The following is a 13,693-nucleotide window of genomic DNA, read 5'->3' as shown; positions in this document are numbered from 1 at the left end:
GAGGCACGATGGACAAGGTACTGACGTTTCACCAAGGCCGCCTGCCGCTGCTGATCAGCATGCCCCACGCTGGGCTGACGTTGACGCCGGCCGTGGACAAGGGGCTGGTCGAGGCCGCGCGCAGCCTGCCCGACACCGACTGGCACATCCCGCTTCTGTACGACTTTGCCCGTGAGATGGGGGCGAGCGTGGTGGCGGCGGAGTACTCGCGTTTCGTCATCGACCTGAACCGCCCGGACGATGACCAGCCGCTGTATGCCGGGGCCACCACTGGCCTGTATCCCTCGACCCTGTTCGATGGCGAGCCGTTGTTCAAGGAAGGGCTGGCGCCGAGCGCCGAAGAGCGTGAGCGCTATCTGGAGACGATCTGGCGCCCTTATCACGAGACGATCCGCAACGAACTGGCGCGCCTGCGTGAAGCGCATGGCTATGCGCTGCTGTGGGATGCCCACTCGATCCGCTCGCAGATTGCCCGCCTGTTCGACGGCAAACTGCCGGACTTCAACCTGGGTACCTTCAATGGTGCCAGCTGCGACCCGCACCTGGCGAAGCGCTTGCAGGACGTCTGCGCCGAAGCCAAAGACTACAGCCACGTGCTCAATGGCCGCTTCAAGGGCGGGCATATCACCCGGCACTACGGTGACCCGGCAAACCACGTGCATGCGGTGCAACTGGAGCTGGCCCAATGCACCTACATGGATGAAACCGCACCGTTCGCCTACCGTGAGGACCTGGCGTTGCCCACGCGTAAGGTGCTGGAGAGCCTGCTCATTTGCGCACGGGATTGGGCAAAGGCGCGATACGCCGCTTAGCGGCCTATCACGCCTTGCCGGCAGGGGTCACAGGGAATCGGGGTTGGCCAGCAGGGTGAGCTCGCGAACCAGTTGTCGCTCCTGCTCGGTCTTCTGGCTTTGCAGCGCCTCGTATTCGGGCGCCAGGTCTTCGATGCGGATGCCTTCCGGGTGCTGGTCGGGCAGGTCGACCACGCTGACCTGATACGCCTGTTCGATGCGTTCGAACCGCGCCGCGTGGGTAGTGCGCAAGTAGCGGCACCATTGCTCATTGTTGGCCGCGTATTCCAGGAAGTTATCGCCTTGCTGTTCCTGCCGCACCTGTTCGATCACCCGGGTCAGCTCAACGCGACTGACCTCGGCGATTGCCTCGAAGAGCATGTTGTCGTGGGGTACGCCAAGCTTCAACGAGTCGTTCGAACCTCGCCGGTAGGCCAGGCGAACTTCCGCTTCGTCGCGGTCACCGGCGTTGTCACGGGCAAGCTCATCCACCCGGTTCAGGCGGTACAGTCGCCTGAGCTCCTGGTACAGCGCCTGTTCGGTGTCGGCACTCTCGGCCAGCATACGTTGGCCAGCGATGAGAAACTCGAGGTTGTGGAACACCAGCAAGACGCCATCGTGACAGGTCTGGTCTCCCGTGTCCGGCTGTATCAGCCCTTCTTGCGCGATGTGCTCGAACAGCGTGCGATCTTCCAGGTCGACCAAGGCCCTTGTCAGCACCATGCGCACGCGCTCGGCAAATGCCGCACGCGTGCTGCCGTTGCGAAAAGGCGCCGACTGTTGCAAGCGCCCCACGAAGGTCAGCAGATTGCGTGCATCGCCCGCCTGCTTGAGCTGCTGCCAGACGTCGCGCAGCGCTTCATTCTGTTCCGGCGTGCCAAGCAACCAGCGGTGCAGGTCTGGCCGGTCTTCGCTGGCGACCGGTATGGGGTCATGCAGGTGCCCTCCGGCAGGTGCATCCGCAGGTGGGCTGAAGGCGAAGGTGAAGCGCCGCTGGGTTGCCGACGATCTTCGTGCACGCTCCACGGTCTGCGGGGTGAGTGGGTTGTCGAAGAGTGAAATCGAGGTGACCTGGGCTTGGGTGTCGGGGTTGTTGAGGATGTGTTCGGGCAACTCGGTCAGCTGATTGTCGCTGAGGTCGAGCAGTTCCAGGGGCAACAGGCTGTCTACCCAGGTGGGCCACTGGCTGAGGTTCATGTTGCTCAGGTTCAGGCGGCTGAGGTTGTGCAATGCCGGCGGCACCTGGGTGATCCGGCCCTGGCGGTTGCCGTTCAGTTCCAGGGTGCGCAGATTGCCCAATTGGCCGAACAGGTCGAGCAGGTCGTTATCGACCTCAAGGCCCATTTCATGCAGGGAAAGGTAGCTCAGTCGCGGGAGGTGCAGCAGCGTCGGCGCGAGTGCCGGGCTTGGTTGGGCATGATTGCCCAGGCTCAGGACTTCCACGGCGCCGAAGCGGCGCAGGAACGCATCCAACTGCTCGACCGTGCTGCTGGTCCGCTCCATCGACAAGGCGCGAACAGGCGGGTAGAAGAAATCCGGCAGCCGTGGCGGGAAGTGTTCCAGGGCGATGTTGTCCAGGCGCAGCGGGCTTCGCGAGCCCAGTTCCACGCCACGCCAGTAAGTGTTCAGGGTCATCGCGATGCGGTTGCGCATGGCCATGGCCGATGGGCTCGGCGCGGCCGTGGCCCAGCCGTGGCTGGCTTCATGCAGTTGCGCACGCTGCTCGGTGTAGCGTTGCATTTGCGCGCTCAGCGCAGCCGATCGGTCGAAGCGGATACGCTCGGGACTGCTCTCGTGGCTGAGCAGGATGCGCAGCAGCTGATCGTCGACAAGGTCGTTACCCTCCAGGGACAACAGGGTGTGCGGGAGGGTGGATTGCTCGTTGCCAATGAGAAAGCCCGGCAGTGTGCGAATCTGGTTGTGGCGCAGGGAAACCTCCGCGATCTGGCCCAATGCCCGTTGGTTAAGGCTCCGTGGCCAGCTGTCCAGTGACAGACGCTCAAGGCTGAGGTAGTCGAGGCCGAGTCGCCCGAACACCTCCCTGGCGTAGGGCGAAATCCGGTTGCCGTCCAGGGTGAGACGGCGTAGCCGCTGCATGCCCCGCAGCCGCTCGAAACTCTGGTTGGACAAGATCAGGTTCTGATTGGCCAGGTTGAGCGACTCCAGCGCGGGGAGGTTGTCGGCGATCGAACGCAAGGCATCGTGGGGCGCCCTGACGCTTGTCGGCTCTGCTTCGGTGGGGTGGGAGATTTCCAGCGAGCGCAAGCCGGGGAACTGTTCCAGCAGCCTCGCCAGGCTGCGCGTGCGTCGCTGCACGCCCAGGGTGTTGTCGTAGGTGTGGGCGATCAGCTCAAGGCGAGTGACCCGTTCGCCGAAGAACCTCGGCAAGTTGCCTGGGAACAGGTCCAGGAGCAGATGCTCCAGGCGCAGGACAGGCTGTTGCGTGGTCTCGAACGGCGGCGCATGGTCATACCAGCACTGCATGAGTTGCTCGCGCAGCGCGCCGATCGCTTCGGCAGGCCCTGCCGCGCCTGGGAGGGCGTTTTGCCAAGCGTCCAGGTAGTGACTCAGCGTGTTGCGCTCGCGCACCAGCCGCAGCAGATGATCGTTGATCTGGGCAACGCTCAACCCTCGTCTTTCCAAGGCATTGAGAATGTCTGCAGCCCCTTGGGACGAGTGCTGAGGCAGGCCCAGCTGGTTGATCATGCGGATCAGCGTAGGCCGCCTGATGAAGTGCCGGGCCGGGTTGCCACCGCCCATCGGGTAGCCCGGGCGGCCGTCGGCCAGGCGCATCGGCGAACGGTAGCCTGGGCGCACAGGTTGCATGCGCAGCAGCTGCCTGAGCTGCGCGCGTGGCAGCAGTGGCCTGGTTTGCAATAACCGTTTGAGTGCCGCCCCGTCGCCCATGCCAGCCGAGGCCGGTAGGGCTGCCGCCAGTGCGCTGTGCAGGGCGTCATGAAGCGGCTGCGTGCCATCTGCTGCGTTGCCGCCGATGACCAGGTAGCCTTGCTCGGTGCTCAGGATGCTGGCGTAAGGCTCGCCGCTTGCAAGGCCTGTCCGCAGGCTGTCTGCGGGCAGCGGGTGATGTTGTTCCAGGTCGATTACCAGGTCTGCTGGCCATCCGGGCAGTTGCCCGAGGGTGTGCAGGGCCAGCCGGTCGGCATCCCAGCTGCGCACCGCATCCAGGTGAAGCCCTTCATAGGCGCGTGCCAGCCGTACCTGCTGCTGCTGGGCCCGAACCTCCTCGGCAAGGCGTGGTGCAATCCTGCCTTCGCCGAGGGCGTGCAGGGTTGGGCCATCGGCATGGCGCAGCAGTTCGTCGATGACCGGCAGGGGCAGTTTCGGATAGCGCAGGCGCAGGCTTTCCCCCCCGGCGCCGTGTACGCTGTTCAACTGCTCGTAGTGCCGATCGAACGCCTCGCGGCGTGCCCGCAGGTCGCTCTCTGTCGAGCGCAGGTCCTGGTCCAGCTTGAAACGCTGCAGGGTGTCTCGCAGCAGCGCCGGCAATGGCCGGTTCTCGACCAAGGTCCGGCGTAACACGGCTTCGTCGATGCCGCTGATGGCGAGAATGCGTTGCAGCGCAGGGGTATCGAAGCTGGTACTCAGGTGCCCCATCCGGCGCAACAATTGCGTTCCGCTCCAGGTAAGCGGTTGCTCGGTCTCCAGCAGCCAGGCCCCCGCACCGTTATGCAAGGCCATCGGTTGGTAGCCTTGGACTGCGGTTGGATGTTCGAGACGATGGCCACTGCCGACCCGCCTGACCGAGAACACCCGGCTCTCGACCGGCAGCCAGGTCTTGCCGTCGTGGTGCAGCAGGCCCGATTCATCGGGCTTGAGCCCGGCCGGCAATACCTTGTCGTGGGCGAAAGGCGCAAGGTCCGGCCGCCACAGGCGCCGCTCGCCGCTGGGCAACTCGACAGGTGCGAGCTCCTCGATGAACGACGGTGTTTCCACTGGGACGCGCTCGACCACGGGCCTGCCGCCCCCGGCGTGAACTGCGGCGAGGGCAGCCATGGTGGCGACGTTCTCCAGCACATCCAGCAAGTAGTCGAACGCCTGCTGGCGCTCCCCCTCCAGCCAGCTGCCGATGCCTTCGAAGGCCTCGTTGGCCAGTTGCAGAGCGGTGATACCGAGCATCACCGCGCCTAGCGGCGGTATGAACAGGCCGGCGATATTCAAGGCGTCGAGCGAGATGGCCTGGAAGTAGGCCATGTGCCGCTGGGCCGTCTGCCCGTCCTGGGTTGCCGTCGGCACGGCATGGAACAGCCCGTCATCGCGCAGGCGTTGCTGCCGCTGGCTGACCCGCGTGTCCAGGCTCGGCGCGGTGAAGGGCTGCACGTGCAGGCTGATGCGCGCATCAGGGTCGGGTATGCGCTCCTTGAACCGGCCTCTGGGGCTCCAGGTATAGGGTTCGAGCGTGTCGGCGAGCTTGTCGAGGAAACCCTGCCGGTGTCGGTCAGCTATCAAGCGCAGGCATTCCGGGCGCCGCAATGCTGGCAGCTGCTTGAGCAGAAATGCCTCGGCAGCGGCCCTGGAGGCATGGCAGGTCAAGGGCTCGGGCAGGCCGGGCAGGTACAGCACCAGCCAGCCATCGTAGGGAAACACCGGGCCGTTCGGGAAGCGCCCGGCACCCACCGGCACACGCGCATCGACGCCAATGGCCATGGCCCCGGTGAGCGGGGCGTGCAACAACTCGATGCCGGCGCACAGCAGCGCACGCCCGTCGTGCTCGGCCTTGCCGTCGCGGTCGAGGGTGATCAGCGTGTCATGCAGGGGCTTGTCGATCTTGCCCAGCAACAGGGCGTGGTGGACATGCAAGGCGAAGGTGCAGCGTTCGGCGGCGCTGAACACGGCCCGGACGGCCTCGTCGCCTGGGTGCTCGGCAGGAGGGTCGAGCGCGTCGAGCAGCGCCTGGTACTTGCCACCGATATCCAGTTCGCGCGCCAACGCTGCGAACTCCTCCGGATTGATCGCCAAGCGCTTCGCCCTGGACACCAGGCTGACGTCATTGCTGTCGAGAATGCCTGATGGGGTGCCGCCAGCGGTCATGCCACCGGGCTGCGCCTCGAAGGCCTCGAAGTTCTGCAAGGCACTGTGCAGCAGGGATTGAGTCGCCAGCTTCAGGGCGCGGGACGAACGGGCGAATGGGTCTTCACCAAGGCTGGAGATTGAGTTCCTGATGGCGGCGGCCCGGCCCTGGTTCATCAGGTAGGTTTGCGAGACATCGACGACGAGGTCGAAGCGCTTGCTGATGGCGGCCTCCAGCAACCCAGATGCGTACTGCCGCAGTTCCGGCACGCTGGCCAGAAGTGCCTTCAGCGCGGCTTCGGCTTGCAGGTGCTCACCGTAGGTCCGTACCAGCGCACGGGCTACCGTCGGGTGTTCCTGGCAGGCGCGTTGCAGCTGAGGGTCCTGCTGTCTGGCCGCATCGCGCATGAGTTGCCGGTGCTCCGGCCGGGCGGTGACAAGCCACTCGGGCAACTTGCTGGCCAGCAGCTCGTGGTAGGGGTCAGGTTCGGGGATGGAAGCCGGGGCCGGTTCGAGCATGGGGAGAACTCACGTTGACGGAATGCCCGCCATGCTATTGAGTGCCAGCTTTTGCCTGCACTTAAGATGATGTTGCCTGTCCTTGTGGCTATGGGTGATCGGCGCGAATGCGGAAGGTCAGCTCGTCGATCAGGTCGCCCTGTTCCTGGTCGCGCTGGCTCTCCAACGCTCGGGTAGGGGCTGCCAGTTCCTCCAGGGTCGATTGCGGGTTTTCGCTCTGCAGGTCGTTGACCGCGGTCTGGAACCTTTGCTCGATCGAGGCGAAAGAACCGGCATAGGCCTCACGCAGGTAGTCGGTCCAGAACGGCGTATCGCGGGCGAACGTGATCAATGCTTCGCCATCCTCCGCTTCCCAGATCGCCAATGCCGCCGAAGTGGCCTGCGCCGAACTCACGTCGGCGCCAAACATCATTTCATCCCCAGGGGTCAGCAGGTCCAGGCGTTCGGCCAGCAGGCGCCGGTAGGCCAGCCGCACTTCGGCGGCGTCCTGATGGCGCGACCTCGCGCTGGCGATCTCGTCGAGCCGTTGCTGGCGGAACAGGCGGCGCAGCAGGTGATAGAAGTCGGCCTCCCGGCCGGCGCCGGATGCCTGCTGCGTGGCTGTGCAGACCAGGTACTTCTGCTCGATCTGCTGAAACTGCAGGAGCATGCCGTCCGGGCAGGTGCCCTCGGTGATCGCGTCCCTGGCCAGTGCATCGAACACCTCACGTTCCTGCGGGCGGTTGGCGGCCATCTCCAGGACGCGCCAGACGCGCTCGATGAAACCGGCCCTGGATTCAGGGTTGCGGTACGGCGCCGCAGTGGACAGCTGTGCCACCAGTTGCAGCAGGTTTTCCGCGTCTGCCTCCACCAGCAGGGTTTGCCAGAGGCTGTCGCGCGCGTGCCGCAGCCCTGCGGCGCCTTCGAGCCACAGACTGACATCGGGCTGCAGCACCTGGGCCCAAGGGGCGAAGCCGTGGCGGTGAAAACTGCCCGAACTGGTCGTGCTGCCGACACTGCCAAAGCTGCCCAGCGAGTTGCCGAACGCAGCCCCGGGGTCGAGGCCCAGCGGCGAGGCGTTGAGGATCTCGAATGGCAGGTCCATGTCGAACGTGAAACTGCGGTCGTAGCGCTGCGACAGGTGGGCGCTGCGCAGGGTCTGGGTGGTCAGTGGGTTGTCGGTGAGCAGGATGGCGGTAGTACCCGACGTGCTCGGTGGGTTGTCGAGGATCGCCTGTGGCAGGGTTGTCAGGCGATTGCCCTGCAGGTCCAGTACGTACCTGGGCATCAGGCTGTTCAGCCAGAGCGGCCAGCCTTCCAGGGCCATGTTGCGCAGTGCCAGGCGGTCGAGCCGCGAGCGCAGGCTGCTGAGGTCGGTGAGTTGGCCGCTGATCCGGTTGCCGGACAGGTCCAGCTCCCGCAGGGCCGGCATGCGTGCGATGACCCGCATGGCCTGGTCGTCGAGCTCCAGGCCCTGGTCGAGCAGGCTCAGCCGGCTCAGTACCGGCAGGTGGGTCAAGGCCTCGGGCAGGCTCGAGAGTGGCTGGATGTGGCCATCGAGCCTGAGGGTGGTGATACCCGGGAAGCGTCGTAGCCATTGGTCGAGTTGCGGCACGGTGGCCTGGACCCGGTTCAGCCTGACGATGTCCGCGTAGCGGCTGAAGAAGTCGGGCAGGGTGGGCGGGAAGTCTTCCAGGCTGACCTCTTCCATGAGCCAGGGCGACAGGGAGTCATCCCGCACCCTGCGCTCCCAGATGGCCAGGATCGACTGGCCGATGCTGGCCCTGCCGGGGGACGTGGTCCATTGATCGATGGTTTGCCGCAGGCCTTGGTATTGCTGGATCACTTCGCTGTTATCGAGGCTGAAGCGGAACCGACGCTGGGGGTTGCCCTGGGTGAGGTAGAGGTCCAGCAGCCGCGCGGGGCGCAGGGGATTGCCGTCGAGCAGCACCGAAGTCTCTGGACCGCGTCGTTCGGCATTGATCGAAAGCAGCGCCGGCACCTGGGCCAGCTGGTTGTCGCGCAGGGACAGGGTCCTGATCCTCTCCAGCGCAGCGTCGTCGAGCCATTCCGGCCACACGGGCAATGCCATCCGGTCCAGGCCGAGGTATTCGAGGGGCAAGTCCGGAAAACGGAACAGGGTGTAGGCCGCGAGGCGGTTGCCGCTCAGGTCCAGGTGGTGCAGGTGCTCGCGCGAAGCGAAGCGTTCGAGGTCCAGCGGGTACAGGGTCATGTTCTGGTTGACCAGCCTCAGCTCGCCCAGCTGTGGGAAGCACCTGACGATCAGCGGCAGGCTGTTGGCAAACCCTGAAGCACGGGCGAGTGGGTCGTAGCCGCGGTCGATGTCCAGGGCTGACAGCTGGGGGAAGTGCTGGAAGACGTTGTTCAGTTGCGCTTCGAAGTCCGTCCAGGCCAGGGTGTCGTTGCCAATGTAGTCGAGGGTGATGTCGGCCAGTTGCAGGCGGCTGACCCGGGAGCCGATGAAGGCCGGCAAGTGCCGGGGGAACTCGGCAATGAACATGCTGGCCAGGCGCAGGATGCCCACCGACTCGTCGAGCTCGGGTACGGCACTGTGTATCCAGTGCTGCCACAGGGCCAGTTCGATCTCTTCCCGGTTGGCACGACGGGCGCCCAGCGCGCTGATCTGGCCGGGGCCGGTGAAGGCGTCGTCGAGGCTCTGGCGCAGTTCCTGGCGTTCGGCTCGCAGTTGTTCGATACGCAGCTGAATCTGCTCGGGAGAGCGGCCAGCGGTTTCCAGGGCCTCCAGGATGCGCGCCGACGATACGGTAAATTCCGGTGCCAGGGTCATGTCATCGAGCTGCTCGAGCAGGCTGGCGCGGCTGGGCTGTTGGGGGAGCCTGCCATCGCCGCTCAGGCGATAGCCCAGGCGCCCATCGGCGAGGCGCATGGGCGACCGTGGGCCAGGACGCTGCATCTTCAGTGCCTTGCGCAGGGCCCAGCGTGGCAGCATGGGGGCTTGTGCGAGGTGATCGGCGAGTGTCTGCGCATCCACCACCCCGCTCGGCAGCAGTGCCTGGCGTTGCCCGTCCGGCAATGCCGCGAACAGGGCGTCGGCGAGCGAGGCATGGGTGCTGTCCGGCCGCCCGTCGGCGGCCAGGCTGTAGCCTGTGGCCGTGCGCCTGATGATGCTGCCGGCAATGCCCTCGGGGCCGATACCGTCGACCTTGGACGCCGGCATGCTGCCCCGGTGCAGTTCGATGGCCGTGTCGGCGGACCAGCCAGGCAGCCGTGGCAGGGAGTGCAGCAACAGACGATCGGTGTCGGGGTTATCCACCGTTTGCAGGTACACCCCTTCATAGGCCCGCATCAGACGAAGCTGTTGCTGCATCAGCCGGGCTTCTTCACCGATGCGCCTGGGCAGCCGCCCGGCGAGCAACGCAGTCAATTCATTGCTGTTGCTGTGCTGGAGCAGTTCATCGACAAAAACACCGGGCAGGCGGGGGTAGATGCGGTGCAGCACGGCAGCCCCGGGGGCCTGACTGAAGGGCAGTTGCCGGTAACGCTCGGCGAAGGCGGCCTGGCGCTCGGCCGCTGTCGCATTGCCCATGGCTTCGAGCGTTTCGCGCGCCAGCTTGAAGCGTTGCAGGGTGTCGGCGAGTGGCGCCGGGATCGGCAGGTTGTCGCTCACGGCCCGGCGCAGGGCGCCCTCGTCGATACCGCTGACCTCCAGGATGCGCAGGGCATCCTCATCATCGAAGAGGTCGGCCTGGTGGCCCAGGCGCTGGAACAGCTGCCGGGTCTGCCACGTCCTCGGACGGTCCAGCGCATGCAACCAGGTGCCGTTGCCGTTGTGGCGCAGCGCGGGCTCATGCGCGAGCGGCTTGTTGGGATGCTCGATATGGTAGGTGCCGGTCGCTGGCCTCCATTTGAGCGAATAGGTCTTGTTGTCCAGGCGTAGCCACACCTTGCCATCCTGCCGGTACAGGCCCAGTGCATCGGGCTTGAGCCCGGCACCTTGCGGCAGGTCCTGCTGGTAGGGGGTCAGGTCGGCGTTCCACAGGCGTGTGCTGCCATCGGGCAGTTCAACCTCCACCAGTTCTTCGATGAAAGAGGGGGGCTCGATGGCGGCCGGGGCAGGCTTCAGCGCCGTGGCGCTGCCGCCCGGTCCCGCTTTGATCGCGTGTGCCCCTGCTGCGGAGATGGCCAGCAGGGCGATATTGCCCATGACATCCAGAAGGTAGGCGTAGGCCTGCTGGCGGTCGTCGTTGTTCCAGCTTTCGATGCCTTCGTAGACTTCATGCCCCAGTTGCCAGACGGTTGCCGCCAGCAGCAGGGAGCCGACTTCAGGTACCACGAAGCCGACGACGTTCAGTGCGCTGAAGGCGATCGACTCGAAGTAGGCCAGGCGGGCGTGGAACGTCCTGGCGTCCATGGCCACGGTCGGCACGGCATGGTGCCTGGCGTCGTCACGCAGCCTGGTGAAATTCTGGTAGAGCACTTCGGCCTGGAACGGGCGGTTGAACGGGCGAGGCACGAGCGGCAGCTTGGCTTGCGGGTCGGCGACCCGCTCGTAGACGTTTTTCAAGGTGAAGGTCAGGGGGCGCAGATGGTCCTCCAGCTTGGCGCTCAGGTGCGCTTTGCGCGCATCCGGGATGTGCCGCGTGAGGGCTGTCAGGTCCTGCTGGGCCGCGTCCCGCAACGCGTCGAGCAGGGCGGGGAGGGAGGCATACTCCTGCAGCGGCGCGTCGGCGGCATGGGGGGTGTAAAGCACCACGCAGTCCAGTTCCTTGAACTGGATCAGCAGCAGGCCGTGCAGCTCGGTCTGCCACAGTTGCAGGAAACTGCAGCAGGCAGGTGCGGTTGCCTCCAACGTCTCCAGCGGTGTGGCCAGAATGGCGTGGTAGGCGGCCTTGCCGACCCTGGCTTGCAAACAGGCAGCGTGCAGGCTTTGCCTGAAAGCCGAGCGCTCGACCTGGCCCAGCGTATCGAGTACCGCTGCCTGGGTGCCCAGTTGCGCCTGCCAGGTGCTCGGCTGGCCTGGTTGGGTTGGCGCCGCGGGGTAGTAGATAGCGTCGATCAGGGCCTGATACTGGCCACCGATATCGAGCTTTCGGCACAAGGCGGCGAAGGCCGTTGGCTCGATGTCCAGCGCATTCTCGAACGGCGGCCCCTTCATGTAGCCACGCTGGTCGAGAATCACCGAGCGCGCTTGCGGCATCGACACGTCCATCCCGCCCTTTTCGGTCGAAGCGCTTTCGAAGTTCTGCAGCGCATGGTGCTTGAGCGAGCGGACGAACGTTTCGGGCGTAGCTGCGCCCAGTTGCTTTTGGTGGGCGTGCCCAATCGCGTCGAACAGGTAGGTGTTCGCCACGTCGATCTCAAGCTCGAAGGTTTCCTTGATGGCCGCTGTCAGCTGCTGCGTGGCGAAGGTTTCCAGGTCGGGCAGGGTGCTGAACAGGGCCTTGGCCGCCAGTGCCGAGGCCTGAAAGCGCTCATGCTCGTCAGCCAGCGCCTTGGCCACCTCGGGATGCCGCAGGCACGCCTCTTCGAGCGAGGCGGGGGCGGCCTCGAGTGCCGCGCGCAGCGCATCGGGCGCCAGCGCCGGCGTGGTCTTGATCCATGCCGGCAGCTTGCGCTCGATCAACCCATGGTGGGGAAGGCTGGCAGGTTGGGATTCGGGTGGCATGTGCAGGTTCTCGATCGTTGGAAGGTGACCTGCACTATCTCCAGCCCCGGCGTCGACAAGCGGTATCTATTTGCGTTGGGCGAGACGGGGGCATGCTCAAAGCGCAATTCAGGTTTATGATGGCCCACGGCCGACCCAAACCTCACACGGAGTGCGCGATGCAGACCCTCTACCCGCAGATCAAACCCTACGCCCGGCACGATCTGGCCGTGGAAGCGCCGCATGTGCTGTATGTCGATGAAAGCGGCTCGCCCGAAGGCCTGCCTGTGGTGTTCATCCACGGCGGCCCGGGCGCGGGTTGCGATGCCCAGAGCCGCTGCTACTTCGACCCCAACCTGTACCGCATCATCACCTTCGACCAGCGCGGCTGTGGCCGCTCCACGCCCCACGCGAGCCTGGAGAGCAACACCACCTGGCACCTGGTCGAGGACCTGGAGCGCATCCGCAAGCACCTTGGCATCGACAAATGGGTGCTGTTCGGCGGCTCGTGGGGCTCGACCCTGGCCCTGGCCTACGCCCAGACCCACCCCGAGCGCGTGCATGGCCTGATCCTGCGCGGCATCTTCCTGTGCCGTCCGCAGGAGATCGAGTGGTTCTACCAGGAAGGCGCCAGCCGCATGTTCCCCGACTACTGGCAGGACTACATCGCGCCGATCCCGCCGGAAGAACGCTCTGACCTGGTCAAGGCCTTCCACAAGCGCCTCACCGGCAACGACCAGATTGCCCAGATGCACGCGGCCAAGGCCTGGTCCACCTGGGAGGGCCGTACCGCGACACTGCGCCCCAACCCGCTGGTGGTCGACCGTTTCTCCGAGCCGCAGCGCGCGCTGTCGATCGCCCGCATCGAGTGCCACTACTTCATGAACAACGCGTTCCTGGAGCCGGACCAGCTGATCCGCGACATGCCCAAGATCGCCCACCTGCCGGCGGTGATCGTGCATGGCCGCTACGATGTGATCTGCCCGCTGGACAACGCCTGGGCGCTGCACCAGGCGTGGCCGAACAGCGAACTGAAAGTGATCCGCGACGCCGGCCACGCCGCCTCCGAGCCTGGCATCACCGACGCCCTGGTGCGTGCCGCCGACCAGATGGCACGCCGCCTGCTCGACCTGCCCCTGGAAGAAGCATGAGGGGGTTGTTGCAGCGCGTGCGTGGTGCGCGGGTGGAAGTCGGCGGGGAAATCGTCGGCGCCATCGACCAGGGTTTGCTGGTCCTGGTGGCGGTGGAGCCTGAGGATACCCGCGAGCATGCCGACAAGCTGTTGCACAAGCTGCTCAACTATCGGGTCTTCAGTGACGAGCAAGGCAAGATGAACCTGTCGCTCAAGGATGTGGGCGGTGGCCTGCTGCTGGTGTCCCAGTTCACCCTGGCGGCCGATACCCGCAGCGGCATGCGCCCGAGTTTCTCGACAGCCGCTTCGCCGGCACTGGGCGCCGAATTGTTCGACTATCTTTATGAGAAAGCCCAGGCCCAGCACGACCCTGTGGCCAGCGGGCGCTTCGGCGCCGACATGCAGGTGCACCTGGTCAATGATGGCCCTGTGACATTCTTGTTACAAATATGAAGTCAAAAAACCCCTTGTTTCCAGGAAAACAAGGGGTTTGTACGATAAATAGTTAGTCCCCCCTGATGCGTTGTAACGCATCAGCGTGGATAATCGCGCGCTGCGTGGGCCTGCGTTCGCAGGTTCGTTTCACTCTGACTCGAGCATTGTCTGGACCCGTTTGGG

Annotated in this window: 5 protein-coding genes; 3 read left to right on the top strand and 2 right to left on the bottom strand. The window is 65.3% G+C overall.

The genetic code is table 11. The annotated features are described in order from the left end of the window. Window positions 1–8 precede the first annotated feature (8 nt). Complete coding sequence (gene hutG / locus ACIP21_RS11775; RefSeq protein WP_400687528.1) at window positions 9–812, top strand: N-formylglutamate deformylase; 804 nt, start codon at window positions 9–11, stop codon at window positions 810–812. A 27-nt stretch (window positions 813–839) separates the two neighbouring features. Here hutG and ACIP21_RS11770 read toward each other — a convergent pair whose 3' ends face one another. Next, on the bottom strand, window positions 840–6,338 hold the full coding sequence (locus tag ACIP21_RS11770; RefSeq protein ID WP_400687526.1) for an NEL-type E3 ubiquitin ligase domain-containing protein: 5,499 nt from the start codon (window positions 6,336–6,338) through the stop codon (window positions 840–842). A gap of 88 nt (window positions 6,339–6,426) precedes the next feature. Further along, the gene (locus tag ACIP21_RS11765; RefSeq protein ID WP_400687525.1) at window positions 6,427–11,964 is read right to left on the bottom strand and encodes an NEL-type E3 ubiquitin ligase domain-containing protein; all 5,538 of its coding nucleotides are present in this window, start codon (window positions 11,962–11,964) and stop codon (window positions 6,427–6,429) included. 158 nt (window positions 11,965–12,122) lie between these two features. On the opposite strand from ACIP21_RS11765, the gene pip reads away from it, so the two are divergent. Both pip and dtd read left to right on the top strand, forming a co-directional pair. Next, the gene (gene pip, locus ACIP21_RS11760; protein WP_400687523.1) at window positions 12,123–13,094 is read left to right on the top strand and encodes a prolyl aminopeptidase; all 972 of its coding nucleotides are present in this window, start codon (window positions 12,123–12,125) and stop codon (window positions 13,092–13,094) included. Then, entirely contained in the window at window positions 13,091–13,528 is a 438-nt protein-coding gene (gene dtd / locus ACIP21_RS11755; protein WP_400687521.1) for a D-aminoacyl-tRNA deacylase, read from the top strand. The genes pip and dtd overlap by 4 nt, the downstream gene beginning before the upstream one ends. The last annotated feature ends 165 nt before the right edge of the window (window positions 13,529–13,693 follow it).

It is taken from the genome of Pseudomonas sp. NPDC089401 (assembly GCF_044749485.1).
In the GTDB taxonomy this organism is placed as follows: domain Bacteria; phylum Pseudomonadota; class Gammaproteobacteria; order Pseudomonadales; family Pseudomonadaceae; genus Aquipseudomonas.
Note: the sequence above shows the minus strand (reverse complement) of the source record. Positions and strands in the feature narration are given on the sequence as shown.